Below are 17,562 nucleotides of genomic sequence, written 5' to 3'. Positions count from 1 at the left end.
TCCGCCGAGTCATGCACATAGCCGAGGGCTTCCTGCCTCCGGCGCACGCGATCGCCTGGGGTGTCGCGTCCGCGCCGTTCGTCGTCCACGGAGTACGGTCACTCACCCGGGAGGTCCGGGAGCATCCCGAGAGCACGCTGCTGCTCGGGGCCTCCGGCGCCTTCACGTTCGTCCTGTCCGCGCTGAAGCTGCCGTCCGTGACGGGGAGTTGTTCCCATCCCACGGGCACCGGCCTGGGCGCCATCCTGTTCCGGCCGCCGATCATGGCGGTGCTGGGCACCATCACCCTGCTCTTCCAGGCGCTGTTGCTCGCGCACGGCGGGCTGACCACGCTCGGCGCCAACGTCTTCTCGATGGCGATCGTCGGCCCCTGGGCCGGGTACGGCGTCTACCGGGTGCTGCGCCGGGGCCAGGCGCCGCTGATGGTCGCCGTGTTCTTCGCCGCGTTCGTCGCCGACCTGTCCACCTACTGCGTCACCAGTGTGCAGCTCGCGCTGGCCTTCCCCGACCCGGGCAGCGGTTTCCTGGGCGCGCTCGGCAAGTTCGGGTCCATCTTCGCCGTCACGCAGATCCCGCTCGCGGTGAGCGAGGGCCTCCTCACCGTGCTGGTGATGCGGCTGCTGGTGAAGTCCAGCCGGGGCGAACTGACCCGCCTGGGCGTCCTGTTGAGCAAGGGCACGAAGCAGGAGGCGATGGCCCCGTGAAGCGCGACACGAAGATCAACGCCCTGCTGCTGCTCGTCGTGGCCGCCCTCGCCGTGCTGCCGCTGGTCCTGGGGCTCGGCGACCACAAGGAGGAGCCGTTCGCGGGCGCCGACGCCGAGGCGGAGACCGCGATCACGGAGATCCGGCCGGATTACGAGCCCTGGTTCTCCCCGCTCTACGAACCGCCGTCCGGCGAGATCGAGTCGGCCCTCTTCGCCCTGCAAGCAGCCCTCGGCGCCGGGGTGCTGGCCTACTACTTCGGGCTGCGCAAGGGCCGCCGCCAGGGCGCGGAACGAGCCGGGGCGGAGGCGTCCGCGGCCGTGGCGGAGGCGTCCGGCGCCGAAGGGTCCCGCCCGGCACCGACCGGCTCGGCTCGCCCGGACGCCCCCGGAGGCGACTGAGTGCTGCCCATCGACGCGGCGGCGCACGGCAGTCGCTGGCGCCGCCGCCACCCGCTGGACAAGGCCGTACTGGGGCTCGGCCTGACCGTGCTCGCCATCTCCCTGCCGCCCTGGCCCGGCGCGGCCCTGGTGCTGGCGGCGGCCCTCACGGTGCTGCTCGGACCGGCCGGGGTGCCGGGCCGCAGGCTGTGGCGGGCCTACCGGGTGCCGCTGGGCTTCTGCGTGACCGGCGCCCTGCCGCTGCTGGTGCAGGTCGGGGGGCCGGACGGCTTCCTCGCCGCGGCCCCGGACGGCCCGGTCCGCGCCGGTGAGCTGCTGCTGCGTACCTCGGCCGCCTCGCTCGGCGTGCTGCTGTTCGCGTTCACCACGCCGATGTCCGACCTCCTGCCCCGCCTGGTACGGGCCGGGGTGCCCGCGCCGGTGGTGGACGTCGCGCTGGTGACGTACCGCATGAGCTTCCTGCTGCTGGACTCGGTCCGCCGGGTGCGCGAGGCGCAGGCGGCGCGGCTCGGCCACACCACCCGGGCGGCGACCTGGCGTTCGCTCGGCGGGCTCGGCGCCACCGCCTTCGTCCGGGCCTTCGACCGGGCGGCGCGGCTCCAGACGGGCCTGGCCGGACGCGGCTACGACGGCACCCTGCGGGTCCTGGTGCCGCCGGCCCGGGTCTCGGTGCCGTTCACCGCGGCGAGCCTCGCGCTGCTGGCGGCGCTGACCGCCCTGGCCCTCACCCTGGAAGGACCCCTGTCGTGAGCGCTCCCGAGGGACCCGGACTGGTCGCCCTCAGCGGGGCGTCCTTCGCCTACGAGGAGGGCCCGGCCGTGCTCACCGGCCTGGACTTCACCGTGCGCGAGGGCCGGGCCCTGGCCCTGCTGGGCCGCAACGGCAGCGGCAAGACCACGCTGATGCGGCTGCTCAGCGGCGGACTGAGGCCGTCCGCCGGGCGGTTGACGGTCGGCGGACAGCCGGTGACGTACGACCGCCGGGGGCTGACCCGGCTGCGGACCACCGTGCAACTGGTGGTGCAGGACCCGGACGACCAGCTCTTCGCCGCCTCCGTCGCGCAGGACGTGTCGTTCGGACCGCTCAACCTCGGCCTGCCGGACGCGGAGGTCCGTTCCCGCGTCGACGAGGCCCTCGCCGCGCTGGACATCACCGCGCTCGCCGACCGGCCCACGCACCTGCTGTCGTACGGTCAGCGCAAGCGGACCGCGATCGCCGGGGCGGTCGCCATGCGGCCCCGGGTGCTGATCCTCGACGAGCCGACGGCGGGCCTCGACCCGGACGGCCAGGAACGGCTGCTCGACACACTGGGCCGGCTGCGCGCGGGCGGCACCACCGTGGTGATGGCCACCCACGACGTCGACCTCGCCCTGCGCTGGTCGGACGAGGCCGCGCTGCTCACCCCCCAGGGCGTGCACACCGGCCCGTCCGCCCCGACACTGGCCCGCGCCGACCTGCTGGCACGGGCCGGGCTGCGGCTGCCCTGGGGGATCGCGGCGGCGGAACTGCTGCGGGCGCAGGGCCTGTTGCCGGACCCGGACGCGGCACCGCGGACCCCGGAGGCGCTGGCGGCGCTGGCGTCGGCCCACGGCTCCCGGAAGCCCACGGACCCCGGGAAACCCACGGGGTCTGGGAAGCCCACAGGCGCCCGGAAGCCCACAGGCCCCCGAGAGCCCGCGGACCCCGGAGAGCCCGCGGACCCCCGAGAGCCCGTAGACCCCCGGGAGCGGCCCCCGCACCCGTAGCGGCCCCGCGGCCCCGGTCAGTCCCCCGGCGCCGTCCGCCTGCCGATGCGTACCCGCCAGACGTCCGGGCCGGACTCCACGTACTCCCAGGTGTGCGCGCCCGGGTGGGTCGCCTCGAACTCGCGGCGCAGCGGCTTGGGGTCGTGGTTGTTGACCAGGACGAAGTCCTCGCCGGGCGCGAGCCGGGCGAAGCGGGTGAAGATCCGCGGGTGCCGCCGCCCGTGCGGGATCTCGCGGACGTCGACGACGGCCGGGTCGTCGAGCCGGCCGCCCCCGGCCAGGGTGAGCAGGTCCGCGACGAGGGCGGGCAGGTCGGCGCCGGGCAGCCCCGCGAGCGCGGGCAGCAGGGCCTCCTCCTCGGCGGCGAGCCGCGCTTCCAGTACCGCTTCGACGGCGGTGGCCGCCTCGCCCGCCGCCTCCGGGACGTCGGCGGCGAGCAGCGCGTCGACGTGGCCTCCGAGGGCGGCCGTCACCGTGCGCAGCGCCCGGACCAGCAGGCGGGTCTCGGCGGCGCCGGACGCGGCGGCGTACAGCGTCCGGTCGACGGCGGACAGGTGGCGGCGCAGCTCGCCGGCACAGAACCCGGCCAGCGCCGAGCCCCCGGCCGCCGTGTCCGCGCCCCCGGGCGCCGTGTCCAAGCCCCCGGCCGCCGTGTCCGAGCCCCCGGCGTCGCCGGCCGCCGCGCCCTCGCCCCCGGACCTCGCGTCGGTGGCGCGCGCCGCGGCCAGTCCGGCGCGCAGCCGCCGGTGCGCCTCCTCGACGGCGGCCCGTGCCTCGACGGCCGGATCGGTGGCCGTCCCCTCGATGTACACCTCGGACGACGCTGTCACGACGTACTCCTCTCGTCCCGCGCAGTGGGACCACGATTATTACAGGTACTATTTGGAGAAACCTCTCCTGGTGGTGTGAGGAGCGTGTCGTGACCTATGTGATCGCCCAGCCGTGCGTCGACGTGAAGGACCGGGCGTGCGTCGAGGAGTGCCCGGTCGACTGCATCTACGAGGGACGGCGCTCGCTGTACATCCACCCCGACGAGTGCGTCGACTGCGGCGCCTGCGAACCGGTCTGCCCCGTGGAGGCGATCTTCTACGAGGACGACGTACCGTCACCGTGGGCCGAGTACACGCGGGCGAACGCCGAGTTCTTCGACCGCATCGGCTCGCCGGGCGGGGCCGCCAAGCTCGGGCTCATCGAGCACGACCACCCGCTCGTCGCCGCACTGCCGCCGAACGCCCAGGAAGGCTGACCGCCGTGTCCCCCACCGAGGAGCGGGAACCGCTCTCCCCCCGCCGCCGCGCCGTCCTCGACACGCTGCGCGGGTCCCCCGCCCCGCTGGGCGTGACCGAGGTCGCCGACCGGCTCGGCGTGCACCCCAACACCGTGCGCTTCCACCTCGACGCGCTGGTGTCGCAGGGCAGGGTCGAGCGGACGGCGGAGCGTCCCTCGGGCCCCGGCCGCCCGCGCACCGTCTACGCCGCCCGCCGGGGCATGGACCGGGGCGGAGCGCGCCGCTACCAGTTGCTGGCGCGGATGCTGCTCGGCCGGCTGGCGGCCGAGGGTCCCGGTGGCGGGGCGGCGGCCGTCGAGGCGGGCCGCGACTGGGGCCGGTACCTGGTCGAGCAGTTCCCGCCGTCCCGGCCGCCGACGGCCGGTGAGGCGGCCGGGCGGCTGACGGCCATGCTCGACGACCTGGGCTTCGCGCCACGGCTCGGCGAGGAGGACGGCCGGCCGGACCGGGTGTGGCTGCGGCACTGCCCGTTCCTCGAACTCGCCGAGGAGCACGGTGAGATCGTCTGCCCGCTGCACCTGGGGCTGATGCAGGGCGCCCTCGCCGAGCTGGACGCCCCGCTGGCCGCCACCCGCCTGGAGCCCTTCGCCGAACCGGACGCCTGCCTGGCCCACTTGGCCCTCACCGAAGCGTCCTGACCCCCCGACTCCCGTACCGGCCAAGTCCGTTCACCCTCCATCGACCCTCCCACCCCCTCAACCACCCACCCCGCACCCACGCTTGTCTGCCCGAGGAGATCCGCCATGCACATCGCCGACACCGCCTCCGCCACCCGCCACCGCGCTCCCCTCGCGGCCGGTCCCATCGCCACGCCGCTCACCGCCGAGACCACGTCGGACCGCGTCGCCGTCGTCCACCTCGAACTCCCGGCCGGCGGCGGCCTGCCCGAGCACGACCACGGGGCCTCGGAGATCGTCCTGGTCCCGCTCTCCGGCACCGCCCTGCTCCGGCACGGCGGGAAGGAGCACCCCCTGACCCCCGGCACGACCGCGCACATCGCCACCGGGGAGCGGGTCGCCCTCACCAACCCGGGCGACGAGCCGGTCTCGCTGATGGTGGTGGCCTCGCCGCCCGAGTTCGCGGCCCACATCGCGTCCTGGCCGCTCGCCTGACCGCCTCCCCCGGCCCCACGGCATCCCGACCACCCTCACGGAGAGACGAGACCCAGCGATGCACGCGACATCGGCGGCCACGGCAGGCGCCCTCACCTTCCTCTGGCTGGGCATGGTGCTGGCGATCTCCTTCCTGGAGGCGCCCCTGAAGTTCCGCGCCCCGGGCGTGACGATCCCGGTCGGGCTCGGCATCGGACGGCTGGTCTTCCGCGCCCTCAACCTCGCGGAGGCCGCCCTCGCCGTCGGTGTCGTCGTCGCGGTCGCCACGGGCGGCCCCTCCGCGGCGGTCGTCACGCTCACCGCCGTCGCGGCGGTGGTCCTCGCCGCGCAACTGGGCCTCGTACGGCCCCGGCTCAACCGCCGTTCGGACGCGGTGCTGGCGGGCGAGGACCCTGCCGAGTCCCGGTCCCGCGCCCACCTGTACTACGTCGGCCTGGAGATCGTGAAGGTCCTGGCCCTGCTCGCGCTGGGCTGCCTGCTCCAGGCCGTCTGAGTCCCGCCCACCGACCCCTCCGACCCCTCCCGGCCCCACCGGCCCTCGTCAGGCCCTCCCGTCGGCCCTCGCACCCACCGCGCCCTCCCACCCGACCGGCCCTCCCGCCCGCTGTTTCGGCGGGCCGGGCCCGGGGCACCCGTGGCAGGCTCGACGGGAGCGAGGAGGAGCGCAGATGACGGACGGGACGACCGCGCGCCGGGCGGACGCCGACGACGAGGCGATCCGCGCCCACCTGTTCTCCGGCCCCCAGCCCGACGTGGCGAGAGCCGCCGGCCACATCGATCCCCCGCCCCGGATGGGCTTCTTCACCGATACCTCCGTCTGCATCGGCTGCAAGGCGTGCGAGGTGGCGTGCAAGGAGTGGAACGCCATCCCGGAGGACGGCCTCGAACTCACCGGCATGTCCTACGACAACACCCAGGGCCTCGGCTCCGACACCTGGCGGCACGTGGCCTTCATCGAGCAGCGCAAACCGCTCGGCGGCCAGGAACCCGGCACCGGCCACGAGCACGTGGACGTCTTCGCCGCCGCCCGCGGCCTCGGCGCCTCCCCCGCCTCCGCGACCACCCCCGCCCCCGGTGCGGCACCCCCGGGCGCCCCGGCCGGGGAGGTCTCCCCCCTCACCCCCGACGGGCGCACCGAACTGCGCTGGCTGATGTCCTCCGACGTGTGCAAGCACTGCACCCACGCCGCCTGCCTGGACGTGTGCCCCACCGGATCGCTCTTCCGCACGGAGTTCGGCACGGTCGTCGTCCAGCAGGACGTCTGCAACGGCTGCGGCTACTGCGTCCCCGCCTGCCCCTACGGCGTCATCGACCAGCGCCCCGACGACGGACGCGCCTGGAAGTGCACCCTCTGCTACGACCGGCTCGGCGTCGGCATGGAACCGGCCTGCGCGAAGGCGTGCCCCACCGACTCGATCCAGTTCGGCGAGCTGGAGGAGCTGCGGGAGCGGGCGGCGGCCCGTGTCGCACGGCTGCACGCGGCCGGCGTGCCCGACGCGCGGCTGTACGGGGAGGACCCGGGGGACGGCGTCGGCGGCGACGGCGCGTTCTTCCTGCTGCTGGACGAACCGGAGGTGTACGGGCTGCCGCCCGACCCGGTGGTCACCACCCGCGACCTGCCCGCCATGTGGCGTCATGCCGCGGCGGCGGCCGTGTCGATGGCCGCGCTGGCGGTCGCCGGTTTCGCCAGGAGGCCCCGGTGAACGGCGCCGGAACCCCGCCCGGCGAGCCCACCGGGCGGGACGCGCTCACCGGGGCGCACGCCGGGCGGCGCAGGCGGCGGCGCGGGCGCGGCGAGCGGGCGATGGTGCCGGAGGCCGAGTTCTCCTCGTACTACGGCCGGCCCGTCCTCCACAGGCCCACGTGGAAGGCGGTCGACATCGCGGGCTACCTCTTCCTCGGCGGGCTCGCCGGGGCGTCCTCGCTGCTGGCGGCGGGCGGCGAGGCGACCGGCCGGCCCGCGCTGGCGCGGACCGCGAAGCTGGGGGCGGCGGGCGCGATCACCCTCTCGCTGGCCGCGCTCGTCCACGACCTGGGGCGGCCGGCCCGGTTCGTCAACATGCTCCGCGTCTTCAAGCCGACCTCGCCGATGAACCTCGGCTCCTGGCTGCTGGCCGGGTACGCGCCGCTCACGCTGGTCGCGGCGGCGACCGAGGTCGCGGGCCGGTACCGGCCGGCCGGCGTGGCCGCCACCGCCTCGGCCGCCGTCCTCGCCCCGGCGGTGGCGACGTACACCGCCGTGCTGATCTGCGACACGGCGGTGCCGTCCTGGCACGAGGGCCACCGGGAGATGCCCTTCGTCTTCGCCGGGTCGGCGGCCACGGCGGGGGCCGGACTCGCCCTGGCCTGCGTGCCGGTGGCGCAGACCGGGCCCGCGCGCCGGACGGCCCTGCTGGGCGCGGCGCTCGAACTGGGCGCCTTCGCGGTGATGCGCCGGCGCATGGGCCTCGCGGCCGAACCCCTCGGCACCGGGCGGGCCGGCCGGCTGCTGCGCGCCGCCGAGCTGCTCACCGCCGGGGGCGCCGCGCTGGCGGCCGGCGCGGGCGGGCGCGGGCGCGGCGCCGCGGCGGTGGCGGGGACGGCGCTGCTGGCCGGCTCGGCGGCCCTGCGTTTCGGCATCTTCCACGCCGGAGTCGCCTCCGCCGAGGACCCCCGCTACACGGTGATCCCCCAACGCCTGCGCCTGGAGGCCCGTACCGGCCCGGCCGGGGGCTGAGGCAGGCTGAAGCGCCCACGGGCCGGCCGGATGTGCGGACGCCGTACGCCCCCGGCCGCGTCCGCCCCTGGCCGCATGGCGTCCCGGCGGCACGCCCTCCCGACGACGGCGTACGACCGGACGAGTCTCACCTCAGGACGACGGTGTGGGCGCCCTGGGGGACGAGGTGGCCGATCACGGGGGCGCCGGGGACCTCACCGGCGACGAGCAGCCCGCCGGAGGTCTGGGCGTCGGCGAGCAGGAGGCGCGTGTCGGTGTCGGAGGTGCCGAAGTCGGTGGTCGGCGTCACCCAGTCGAGGTTGCGCCGGGTGCCGCCGCTGACGTAGCCGTCCCGCACCGCCTCGCGGGCCCCGTCCAGGAAGGGCACGGCGGCGGTGTCGATCACGGCGGTCACGCCCGAGGCGCGGGCCAGCTTGTGCAGGTGGCCGAGGAGGCCGAAGCCGGTGACGTCGGTGGCGCAGACCGCGCCCGCGGCGAGGGCGGCGGCGGAGGCGTCCCGGTTCAGCTCGACCATGGTGGCGACGGCCTGCTCGAACCGTTCGCCGGTGGCCTTGTGACGGTTGTTGAGGACGCCCAGGCCGAGGGGTTTGGTGAGGGAGAGCGGCACTCCGGGCCGGCCCGCGTCGTTGCGCAGCAGCCGGTCGGGGTGGGCGAGTCCGGTGACGGCCATGCCGTACTTGGGTTCCGGGTCGTCCACGCTGTGCCCGCCGCCGACGTGGCAGCCGGCCTCCGTGGCGATGTCGAGCCCGCCGCGCAGCACCTCGCGGGCGAGGTCGAAGGGCAGGACGTCGCGGGGCCAGGCGAGCAGGTTGACGGCGAGGACGGGCCGGCCGCCCATGGCGTACACGTCCGACAGTGCGTTGGCGGCGGCGATGCGGCCCCAGTCGTACGGGTCGTCGACGACCGGGGTGAAGAAGTCGGCGGTGGAGACCATCGCCTGGGCGGGAGCGCCGCCGACGGCGGGCAGGGCGACGACGGCGGCGTCGTCGCCGGTGGCGAGCCCGACGAGCAGCGGCAGGCCGGTGCCGGGCGCGGGCCGGGCCAAGTGGCCGAGCACTTCCTCCAGTTCACCGGGCGGGATCTTGCAGGCGCAGCCGCCGCCGTGGGCGTACTGGGTGAGGCGTACGGGGGTCTCGCGCGTGAGGGTCATGCCGGGTCCTTCTCCTCGGGCTGGTCGGGCCGTCCGGGTGTGCCGGGCCGCCGCCGGACGGGGCGTTCCGGTTAGGGTGGGCGGGCGATGGAGGCGTGTGGGTGCCTGGTGGCCCTCCCGGTCTTCAAAACCGAGGTGCCCGAGAATCTCGGGCAGGCGGGTTCGATTCCCGTCCGCCTCCGTTCTCCCTCCCGCCGAAGAATCACCCGCCAGAACACCCCCACCCTTCTACCGTGCCCCTCCTCCGTCCCCGGGGAAGCACGCCCGGAGGGCGGTGTAACGGGCCTGGGCCGCCGGGGTGGGTGAGCACCTGAGGGTGGCCGGGGTTCAGGCGTCGCGTCGGCGTACCGCCAGGCGGCCGGTCAGGAGAGCGGCCGTCGCCCACAGGGCTGTCACGGCGAGGCCGGACCACGGGCCCAGGGCTCCCGACGGATTTTGGTGCAGGATCTGTTGTCCGGCGCGGTCGGGAAAGTAGGCGGCGGCGCCCCCGGCGACGTCTCCGACCACGAACGACACGATCAGGATGAACGGGATCAGCAGGCTGAGCACCGCGACGGCGCTGCGCAGCAGAAAGGTGAGTCCCGCGGCGAGCAGGGCCATCAGAGCGAGGTAGATCCCCGCCCCGGCACAGGCCCGCAGCGCGCCCGGCTCACCGAGGCCGATGGCGTACGGCCCCAGGAATGCCTGGCCCACGAAGAAGGTGGCGAATCCGGTGGCCAGCCCCACGACGAGCGCGGCGGCGGCCACGATCGCGGTCTTGGCCGTGTGGAACAGCCCGCGGTGCGGCACGGCCGACAGGGAGGTCCGCAGGGCGCCGTGCGCGTACTCGGAGGAGACCGCGGTGGCGCCGAAGGCGATCGCGGCGATCTGCGCGAAGTTGATCGCGTAGAAGGCCCCGAAGACGGGGTCGCCACCGTCCTCCGCCTCCGCCCGGCCGACGGTGGCGAACACGAGCAGGGTGATGGCCAGGGTGGCGGCGAACACGGCGAGAAGCGACCCGAAGCTCGCCCGGACCGACCTGATTTTGATCCACTCGGAGTGGAGCACCGGGATGACGGACACGGTCATGCCTCCTGCGGGGCGGTCGGCGAAGTGGCGGCGGCGAACTCCGCCTCGGCCGTCGTGAGGGCGAAGTACGCCTGCTCCAGGGAGCCTCGGTCGTCGGCGAGTTCCAGGACGGTGACGCCCTCGCGGGCGGCCACGGCGCCGATCTCCTCGGCGGTGGCCCCGTCGACCGCCCACCGGCCGTCGTCGTCCTCCGCGACCGTGTGTCCCCGGGCGAGCAGGGCGGCCCGCAACCGGACGGGGTCACCCGTGCGTACCCGGACGCGTGCGCGGCCGTACCGCTCGATGAAGTCCCCTGTGGACACGTCGGCGAGGAGCCGGCCCCGGCCGAGGACGACGAGGTGGTCGGCGAAGGCCGCGGTCTCGTTCATCAGGTGGCTGGAGACCAGGACCGTACGGCCTTCGCCGGCGAGCCGGCGCACCAGGGTGCGGACCCAGACGATCCCTTCCGGGTCGAGACCGTTGGTGGGCTCGTCCAACAGGAGGACGTGCGGGTCCCCGAGGAGCGCGGTGGCGATGCCGAGCCGCTGGCGCATGCCGAGCGAGAAGGTTCCGATGCGGCGGCGTGCCACGGCGGCGAGACCGGTTTCCTCCAGGACCTCGTCCACACGGCGGGCCGGGAGGCGGTTGCTGACGACGAGGAAACGCAGGTGGTCACGGGCGGTACGGGAGGCGTGCGCCGCCTGCGCGTCCAAGAGGGCGCCGACCTCGCGCAGGGGGTCACGCAGGGCCGCGTACGGAAGGCCGCCGACCGTGGCGGTGCCGGAGGTGGGGCGGTCGAGGCCGAGGACGAGGCGCATGGTGGTGGACTTGCCGGCGCCGTTGGGACCGAGGAACCCGGTGACGCGTCCCGGACCGATGCCGCACGTCAGGCCGTCGACGGCCCGCGTCCCGCGGTACTCCTTGGTGAGGTCCACGAGGTCGATGCTGGTCATGGCCTCAGCCTGGCGCGGGAGCGACAGGCTGTCCTCCCCCGCCGGAGGGGACCGTCTCCCCCGCACGGGGGAGACGCGGTCCCCGGCCGTTCTGTCACGATGACGGGCATGCCACGCCTCCTGCGGCCGCTGACACGTGCGGTGACCTACACCCGCTGGCTGCACGTGCTCGTGGGTGCGGTCGTGCCGTTCGCCTGTGCCCTGGTCTATCCGGGGCTGAACGATCCGTCACCGGGCGACTGGCTGCTGATCGCGGTCCTTCCCGTCCCCTTGGCCCTGGCCGCGGCCATGGTGCCCCCGGTCCGCCGGGCGGAGGGGCTTCAGGCGCGGCTGATGCTGTTCGCCGGGCCGCACGCCCGGGGAGGGAGGGAGCAGGACCCGGGCGTCTCCACCGACTCGTCCACCACGTGGAACGACCGGGTCAGGACCGGTGCCTGGCTGGTCCTGCGGCTGGAGGCCGGGCTCGCCCTCGCCCTGGTGACCAACGCCCTGATGTCGTTCACGCTGGCGCTCGCCGGGGCCGGTGCCGAGGACCCGGGCCTTCCGCTGCTCCCGCACATGTCCGATGCGGGCCGGCTCTACGTCCTGCTCACCCCGGTGCCCGTACTGGTGCTGGTCCTCGTGGCCGCCGGGGCCGGCGCCCTCGTCGCCCGTGCCGCACGCCGGCTTCTCGGGCCGTCGGTCAAGGAGCGCCTGGCCGCCTTGGAGGAGCACACCGAACGGCTGCTGGAACGCGACCACATCGCAAGGGAGTTGCACGACACCCTCGGCCACGCGCTGACCCTCGCCGTGGTGCAGGCGGGTGCCGCCCGGACGGCGGGCGACCCCGAGTTCACGGACCGGGCCCTGGAGGCCATCGAGGAGACGGGACGGGACGCGCTGGAGGATCTGGAACGGGTCCTGCTCGTACTGAGGGAGACCGGCCGGCCCGCGGGCACCGGTCCGGCGCTCGACCAGGCGGGCCGTCTGCTGGACTCCGCGCGGGCGGCGGGATCGCGGGTCGACGCGGAGCTGACCGGGCAGTTGGAGGATCTTCCCGGGCCGGTCACCCGGGAGGCCTACCGCATGCTCCAGGAAGGGCTCACCAACGTGCTGCGCCACGCGGGGCCCGTCCCCATCCGCGTCCGTGTCGCCGTGGAGGGCGCGTGGCTGCGGATCGACGTACGCAACCCGCTGCCCGCGACGACACCGCCGGCCGGCGCGGGCGGTGGTACGGGGCTGCGCGGGGTCCGTGAACGCGCCGCGCTGCTAGGCGGAGAGGCCCGCACCGCACAGGCCGGCGGAGAATGGCTCTTGCTCATCGACCTGCCCTGCGCTGACCTAGGCTGACCGGATGCCCCTCACCGTCCTGCTGGTCGACGACGAACCGCTCGTACGGGCGGGGCTGTGCGCCGTGCTGGGGGCCCAGCCGGACATCGAGGTGGTGGGCGAGGCCGCCGACGGTGCCGCCGTGATCCCCTTGGTGCGGCAACTGCGCCCCGATGTCGTCGTCATGGACGTCCGCATGCCGCTCATGGACGGTATCGAGGCCACGCGGGCGGTGCTGCGGACGGTGCCCGCTCCTCCGAAGATCGTGGTGGTGACCACCTTCGAGAACGACGAGTACGTGTACGGGGCGCTGCGCGCGGGCGCCGACGGGTTCCTGCTCAAGCGGGCCCGCCCGGCGGAGATCGTGCACGCCGTACGGCTGGTGGCGGAGGGGGACTCCCTGTTGTTCCCGGCGGCGGTACGGCGGTTGGCCGCCTCGTACGGCCGTGACCGCGGCGGCCCCGCCGCCCGGAGTGCCGTGGAGCGTGCCGGACTGACCGGGCGGGAGGGAGAGGTGCTGCGTCTCATGGCGCGCGGACTGTCCAACGCGGAGATCGCCTCCCGCCTGGTGGTGGGCACCGAGACCGTCAAGTCCCATGTCGGCTCCGTACTGGCGAAACTGGGGGCCCGGGATCGTACGCAGGCGGTCATCGTGGCCTACGAGTCCGGGTTCGTCGCGCCGGGGTGACGTGCCCTCTTCGGCGTCGGCGGACGTGGCCCCGGGCCACGGTCGGCGTCGGCGCCGGGCTCGTCTCACCCCGGTGCGGGTGTGGCGGCCTCTGGTGGGCAGCGGTGGTGTTGGGGGGCGGGGCGGGTGGTGAGGCCCTGGGCGTGCAGGTGTTCCAGGAGGGGGACGGCCACGCGGCGGGTGGTGTCCAGGGCCTTGCGGGCCTCGCTCAGGGTGAAGGGCTGGGGCAGCTCCCGCAGGACGGCGGCGGCGCGTTCGGCGGCGTCGGGCGGGAGCAGGACGCCCTCGCCGACCTGGAGGAGGGCGCCGGCGGCGACCGCTGCGGCCATCGCCCTGCGGGTGAGGCCCAGTTCGGCCAGGCGCCCGGCCTCGGGGGCGCGGAACGGGGACAGCGCCAGTTCCGCCCGTACGGCGTCGACGGCCGCCCGCACCGCAGGCGGCAGTGTCGGCCCCGCACCGCCGGGCCCGTACACCCGGCCCTGTTCGCGGCGCAGCCGGACCGTGCCGGGGGTGTCCGCGAGGGCGTCGACGAGGCTCCGGTCGGGCAGGCCGAGCAGGTGCCGGGCGGCCTCGGTGGGAAGGCCCGGCTCCAGCGGGTGGCGTTCGGCGTGCCGTGCCACCTCGGCGGCGAGGCGTTCCCGCAGGCCGGTCCAGTGGGCCGGGTCCGCCAGCCAGTCCCCGGCGACGGCCGGGGCGTCGGCGGGGACGCCCATGGCCGTCAGATGGGCGCGGCGGACGAGGCCCCGGCGGCGCAACTCCCCCTCGGCGTCGGGGCATCCGGTCATCTCCGCGAGGTCGGCCGCCCGGAGCCGGGCGTCTCCGCGCCGGGTCAGCCGGGGCGGGCGCACGTCCAGGACGGTGGCGGCGCACGGCCGGTGTCCGCCGCCCGGCTCGCGCAGGACGGCCCGGTCGCCGACGCGCAGCGGCAGCCTCCCGGCGAGGGTCAGCCGGGCGGTGTCCGTGCCCAGCGGGCGGACCGTCACCGGGACGGCGGCCGTGCCGATGTGCAGGGTCGCGGCGCGGGGCAGCTCCGCGACCGGGCACCCGGTGACGCGGGCGTCGACGACGCCGGTCGGCAGCCAGACGTCCGGGGTCGTCAGCGCCCGGCCCCGGCCGAGGGTGTCCTTGCCGGCGCCGTGGACGTTGACCGCGACGCGCGCCACGCCGCCGACCTCGGTCCGCTCCTCCTGGAGGCATTGCAGTCCCCGCACCCGCAGGAGGGTGCCGTCACCGGTGGTGAGCCGGTCGCCGACGCGCAGCGTGCCGGCCGCGAGGGTGCCGGTGACGACGGTGCCGTGGCCGCGTACGGTGAACGCCCGGTCCAGCCACAGCCGGACGTCCGCGTCGGCCGGGGGCCTCGGCAACGCGGCGGCCAGGCGGGCCAGTTCGGCGCGCAGGAGGTCGAGTCCGGCGCCGGTCACCGCGCTCACCGCGACCGACGGCACCGCGCCGAGGGAGGTGGCGGCCAGCCGCTTCGCGGCGGCGGCGCGTACCGGCCCGGGGTCCGCGAGGTCGACGCGGGTCACGGCGAGCACGGCGTGGCGGACGCCGAGCGCGTCCAGGATCTCCAGGTGCTCCTGCGACTGGGGCTGCCAGCCCTGGTCGGCGGCGACCACGAAGAGCACGGCCGGGACGGGGCCGACCCCGGCGAGCATGGTGGCGACGAAGCGTTCGTGGCCCGGTACGTCGACGAAGGCGAGGGGTTCGCCGGTGGCTCCGGTGGCCGGGGAGGGCCCGGTGGCCGGGGAGGGCCCGGCGGCCGGGGAGGCTCCGGTCGCCCCGGTGGCCGGGGAGGGCCCGGTCGCCCCGGTGGCCGGGGAGGGTCCGGTGGCCGGGGAGGGCCCGGTCGCCGCGGTGGTGTCCAGGCGGGTCCATACGAAGCCGAGGTCCAGGGTGAGGCCCCGGCGGCGCTCCTCCTCGTACCGGTCGGGTTCCATCCCGGTCAGGGCGCGGACCAGGGTGGACTTGCCGTGGTCGACGTGCCCGGCGGTGGCCAGTACCCGCATCCTCCCTACCTCCCCGGCACCGACCGTACGGCGTCGGCGAGCCGGGCGTCGTCCGGCTCCGGCACCGAGCGCAGGTCGAGCAGGCAGCGGCCCGCCTCCAGCCGGCCCACCACGGGGTCGGCTCCGGTGCGCAGAGCGGCGGCGTACCGCTCGGGCAGGGAGAGCGCCGCGCTGGGCAGGGTCACGCCGGGGGCTCCGCCGCCGCCGACCGTGGCGGTGCTGGGGACGGCCCGCGCGTCGACGCCGTCGGCGGCCAGGCCGGCGGCGAGCCGTTCGGCGCGGCGGGTCAGCGCGGCCGGGTCGGCGTCCAGCGCCTCGGCGGTGGGGCCGGCGGGGCCGGTGAGGGTGGCCTCCAGCGCGGCCAGGGTGAGTTTGTCGACGCGCAGGGCGCGGGCGAGGGGGTGCCGGGAGAGGGCGCGGACCGTGTCCTCGCGGCCGAGGAGGAGTCCGCACTGGGGTCCGCCGAGCAGTTTGTCGCCGCTGGCGGTGACGAGGGCGGCGCCCGCGCGCAGCGGGGTCCGCGCGTCCGGTTCCTCGGGCAGCAGCGGGTGGGGGGCGAGCAGCCCGGAGCCGATGTCGACGACGACGGGGACGCCCAGCGGGACGAGGTCCGCCACGTCGGCGGCGCGGGTGAAGCCGGTGACCTTGAAGTTGGAGGGGTGCACCTTGAGGAGGAACGCCGTGTCGGGGCCGAGCGCGTCGGCGTAGTCGGCGGCCGTGGTGCGGTTCGTCGTACCGACCTCGCGCAGCCGGGCGCCGGTGGAGGCCAGCAGGTCGGGGAGGCGGAATCCGTCGCCGATCTCCACCATCTCGCCCCGGCTGACGACGATCTCGCGTCCCGCGGCGAGCGCGGTGGCGGCCAGGACGAGCGCGGCGGCCCCGTTGTTGACGACGTGTACGGCGCCGGCGGCCGGCACCCGGTCGTGGAGCGCGGCGAGCGCGGTCCGGCCGCGGCGGGCGCGACTGCCGGTGCGCAGGTCGAGTTCGACGTCGGTGGGGCCGGCGGCGTCCCACACCGCCCGCCGGGCGGCCGGGGAGAGCGCGGCGCGGCCGAGGTTGGTGTGGAGCAGGACGCCGGTGGCGTTGACGACGGGGCGCAGTCCGCTCGCCGCGCGCGGGAGCAGGGCGACGGCCGCGTCGGCCACCTCGCCGGGCGGCAGGATGCCCGCGCGGGCCCGCTCCTGCGCCTGGCGGACGGCCGCCTTCACCCGTACCGCGCCGAGCCGGGCGACGGCCTCGCGCAGCCGGGGGTCGGCGAGCAGACGGTCGGTACGGGGGATGTGGCGGCGGGGGTCGGGGGTGCCGGGTCCGCTCACGCCGACGGCATCCGTTCCGCCGTACGCGCCGTCCCTCGCCCCCGGCGCGTGGTCCATCGCCCCCGGCGCATGATCCGCCGCACCCGGCGCACGGTCCACCGCACCCGGCACTCGCCGCTCCGACGTGACCTGCCGGTCCACGCGCCCTCCCTTCCGGCCCGGTTCACCCGGCTCATCTGTTCCACCCGGTTCACCCGATCCACCCGGCTCGCCCGGTTCGCCCGCTTCGTCGCGGGGCGAGGCGCCCATCGTCTCCCGATGCCCCGGTCCCGGCCGGGGACACGCCGGACGCACCCCCGCACGGCCCGCACCCCGCACCGCCGCCCCCACTGGCACCCCCCGTCAGCGGAATGCCAGCGGGATGCCAGCGGCAGGCATGCCGAACGGTGAGCGGAGGGCGCTGGAATGGGTGCCGTACCCACCCCGGCGACGGCCGTCGGCCACGACGGTCCGCCCGAACCCACGGGAGGCACCATGAACCAGGACCTGAGCACCCTCGCGGACGAGATCCTCGAACTGGAGGCCGAGACCTTCGAGATCTCGGACTACTCGGACGCCAGCGAGGTCGTGCTGGCCGGCTGCACCAGCACCAGTTCCACCTCGACCTCCAGCTCCACGTGCAGCACCACCTCCTGCTCCGCCTGACCCGGACGAGGTGACGCGGCGCCCGGCCGGCTCCCCCTCCTTCCAGGAGGCGGGCGCGGACCGGGCGTTCGGCGTGCCCGGAAACAGCCGGCGGGTGCCCGCTCCGGACGGCCGGACGTCACCCCGTACCGATCCGGACACGGCCTCGTGCCGGTCCCGGCGTTCCACGAGTGAACACCCCGGCAACCTTGCGCGAACGCCGTACCACCCCCCGGCGCCGCCCTCGGAGCGCACCCTTCCGGCCTGGGCCGGGCGACAGGCCCGTCACCTGTAACGATGCTGACTTCAGGCGCATTTGACGTCTCGTCAGTGGCTGGATTCCGTCGGTCAAGCAATTCACAATCCCCTCTTGACCCCCGATCTACGCCGGTAGACACTCACCACTGCCACAAGACCGAATGTTTTCGTGCGGAACGACTTCACACGTGCTCCGTCCGTCCCCTGTGCGCCCGTACACCGGGAGGACCGGGGTCCTGTGTGAGC

General features: G+C 75.7%; 18 protein-coding genes, 1 tRNA gene and 1 pseudogene. 14 read left to right on the top strand and 6 right to left on the bottom strand.

The genetic code is table 11. The features are described from left to right. The first annotated feature begins 11 nt into the window (after nucleotides 1-11). The 4 genes and pseudogenes from J5Y05_RS01580 to J5Y05_RS01565 all read left to right on the top strand — a co-directional run. On the top strand, nucleotides 12-704 hold the full coding sequence (locus tag J5Y05_RS01580) for an energy-coupling factor ABC transporter permease (RefSeq protein WP_210869615.1): 693 nt from the start codon (nucleotides 12-14) through the stop codon (nucleotides 702-704). Then, nucleotides 701-1,105 (top strand): energy-coupling factor ABC transporter substrate-binding protein, encoded by a 405-nt coding sequence (locus J5Y05_RS01575; RefSeq protein ID WP_307853640.1) that lies wholly within the window; start codon nucleotides 701-703, stop codon nucleotides 1,103-1,105. Before J5Y05_RS01580 ends, J5Y05_RS01575 begins: the two co-directional genes overlap by 4 nt. Then, nucleotides 1,106-1,855 carry a cobalt ECF transporter T component CbiQ gene (gene cbiQ, locus J5Y05_RS01570; protein WP_210867902.1) on the top strand — a complete coding sequence of 250 codons (750 nt, stop codon included), beginning with the start codon at nucleotides 1,106-1,108 and terminating at the stop codon, nucleotides 1,853-1,855. Continuing rightward, nucleotides 1,852-2,688, top strand: a pseudogene (locus J5Y05_RS01565) (energy-coupling factor ABC transporter ATP-binding protein); the annotation flags it as partial. The gene cbiQ and the pseudogene J5Y05_RS01565, both read left to right, overlap by 4 nt. Before the next feature lie 179 nt (nucleotides 2,689-2,867). Here the strand turns inward: J5Y05_RS01565 and J5Y05_RS01560 are convergent. Next, complete coding sequence (locus tag J5Y05_RS01560) at nucleotides 2,868-3,680, bottom strand: DUF2249 domain-containing protein (protein ID WP_210867901.1); 813 nt, start codon at nucleotides 3,678-3,680, stop codon at nucleotides 2,868-2,870. A gap of 89 nt (nucleotides 3,681-3,769) precedes the next feature. On the opposite strand from J5Y05_RS01560, the gene fdxA reads away from it, so the two are divergent. From fdxA to nrfD, 6 genes are all read left to right on the top strand, one after another. Then, entirely contained in the window at nucleotides 3,770-4,096 is a 327-nt protein-coding gene (fdxA, locus tag J5Y05_RS01555; RefSeq protein ID WP_210867900.1) for a ferredoxin, read from the top strand. A 5-nt stretch (nucleotides 4,097-4,101) separates the two neighbouring features. Then, nucleotides 4,102-4,776, top strand: coding sequence for a helix-turn-helix transcriptional regulator (locus J5Y05_RS01550; RefSeq protein ID WP_210867899.1), 675 nt, complete (start codon nucleotides 4,102-4,104; stop codon nucleotides 4,774-4,776). A gap of 105 nt (nucleotides 4,777-4,881) precedes the next feature. Then, nucleotides 4,882-5,250 carry a cupin domain-containing protein gene (locus J5Y05_RS01545; protein ID WP_210867898.1) on the top strand — a complete coding sequence of 123 codons (369 nt, stop codon included), beginning with the start codon at nucleotides 4,882-4,884 and terminating at the stop codon, nucleotides 5,248-5,250. A gap of 58 nt (nucleotides 5,251-5,308) precedes the next feature. Next, nucleotides 5,309-5,743 carry a hypothetical protein gene (locus J5Y05_RS01540; protein WP_210867897.1) on the top strand — a complete coding sequence of 145 codons (435 nt, stop codon included), beginning with the start codon at nucleotides 5,309-5,311 and terminating at the stop codon, nucleotides 5,741-5,743. A 175-nt stretch (nucleotides 5,744-5,918) separates the two neighbouring features. Next, entirely contained in the window at nucleotides 5,919-6,953 is a 1,035-nt protein-coding gene (locus J5Y05_RS01535) for a 4Fe-4S dicluster domain-containing protein (protein ID WP_372450449.1), read from the top strand. A gap of 101 nt (nucleotides 6,954-7,054) precedes the next feature. Then, nucleotides 7,055-7,966 (top strand): NrfD/PsrC family molybdoenzyme membrane anchor subunit, encoded by a 912-nt coding sequence (gene nrfD / locus J5Y05_RS01530; RefSeq protein WP_210869608.1) that lies wholly within the window; start codon nucleotides 7,055-7,057, stop codon nucleotides 7,964-7,966. Between the two features lie 127 nt (nucleotides 7,967-8,093). Here the strand turns inward: nrfD and selD are convergent, their stop codons facing one another. Further along, nucleotides 8,094-9,116: a selenide, water dikinase SelD gene (gene selD, locus J5Y05_RS01525; protein ID WP_210867896.1), complete on the bottom strand. Its 1,023-nt coding sequence runs from the start codon at nucleotides 9,114-9,116 to the stop codon at nucleotides 8,094-8,096. A gap of 89 nt (nucleotides 9,117-9,205) precedes the next feature. Here selD and J5Y05_RS01520 point away from each other — a divergent pair. Continuing rightward, nucleotides 9,206-9,298: transfer RNA gene (locus tag J5Y05_RS01520), tRNA-Sec, on the top strand. A 145-nt stretch (nucleotides 9,299-9,443) separates the two neighbouring features. Here J5Y05_RS01520 and J5Y05_RS01515 read toward each other — a convergent pair. Continuing rightward, complete coding sequence (locus J5Y05_RS01515) at nucleotides 9,444-10,184, bottom strand: ABC transporter permease (RefSeq protein WP_210867895.1); 741 nt, start codon at nucleotides 10,182-10,184, stop codon at nucleotides 9,444-9,446. Beyond that, complete coding sequence (locus tag J5Y05_RS01510) at nucleotides 10,181-11,116, bottom strand: ABC transporter ATP-binding protein (RefSeq protein ID WP_210867894.1); 936 nt, start codon at nucleotides 11,114-11,116, stop codon at nucleotides 10,181-10,183. Before J5Y05_RS01510 ends, J5Y05_RS01515 begins: the two co-directional genes overlap by 4 nt. A gap of 108 nt (nucleotides 11,117-11,224) precedes the next feature. Between J5Y05_RS01510 and J5Y05_RS01505 the strand changes: the two genes are divergently transcribed. Beyond that, complete coding sequence (locus tag J5Y05_RS01505) at nucleotides 11,225-12,445, top strand: sensor histidine kinase (RefSeq protein ID WP_210867893.1); 1,221 nt, start codon at nucleotides 11,225-11,227, stop codon at nucleotides 12,443-12,445. Between the two features lie 4 nt (nucleotides 12,446-12,449). Beyond that, nucleotides 12,450-13,112: a response regulator gene (locus J5Y05_RS01500; RefSeq protein ID WP_210867892.1), complete on the top strand. Its 663-nt coding sequence runs from the start codon at nucleotides 12,450-12,452 to the stop codon at nucleotides 13,110-13,112. 65 nt (nucleotides 13,113-13,177) lie between these two features. Here the strand turns inward: J5Y05_RS01500 and J5Y05_RS01495 are convergent, their stop codons facing one another. Then, nucleotides 13,178-15,118, bottom strand: a complete 1,941-nt coding sequence (locus tag J5Y05_RS01495; protein WP_210867891.1) for a selenocysteine-specific translation elongation factor — start codon at nucleotides 15,116-15,118, stop codon at nucleotides 13,178-13,180. A gap of 5 nt (nucleotides 15,119-15,123) precedes the next feature. After that, nucleotides 15,124-16,491 carry an L-seryl-tRNA(Sec) selenium transferase gene (gene selA / locus J5Y05_RS01490; RefSeq protein WP_210867890.1) on the bottom strand — a complete coding sequence of 456 codons (1,368 nt, stop codon included), beginning with the start codon at nucleotides 16,489-16,491 and terminating at the stop codon, nucleotides 15,124-15,126. A 417-nt stretch (nucleotides 16,492-16,908) separates the two neighbouring features. Between selA and J5Y05_RS01485 the strand changes: the two genes are divergently transcribed. After that, nucleotides 16,909-17,079, top strand: a complete 171-nt coding sequence (locus J5Y05_RS01485) for a thiazolylpeptide-type bacteriocin (RefSeq protein WP_030421834.1) — start codon at nucleotides 16,909-16,911, stop codon at nucleotides 17,077-17,079. The last annotated feature ends 483 nt before the right edge of the window (nucleotides 17,080-17,562 follow it).

This window comes from Streptomyces tagetis (genome assembly GCF_018069565.1).
In the GTDB taxonomy this organism is placed as follows: domain Bacteria; phylum Actinomycetota; class Actinomycetes; order Streptomycetales; family Streptomycetaceae; genus Streptomyces; species Streptomyces tagetis.
This window is presented reverse-complemented; position numbering and strand designations above follow the sequence as displayed.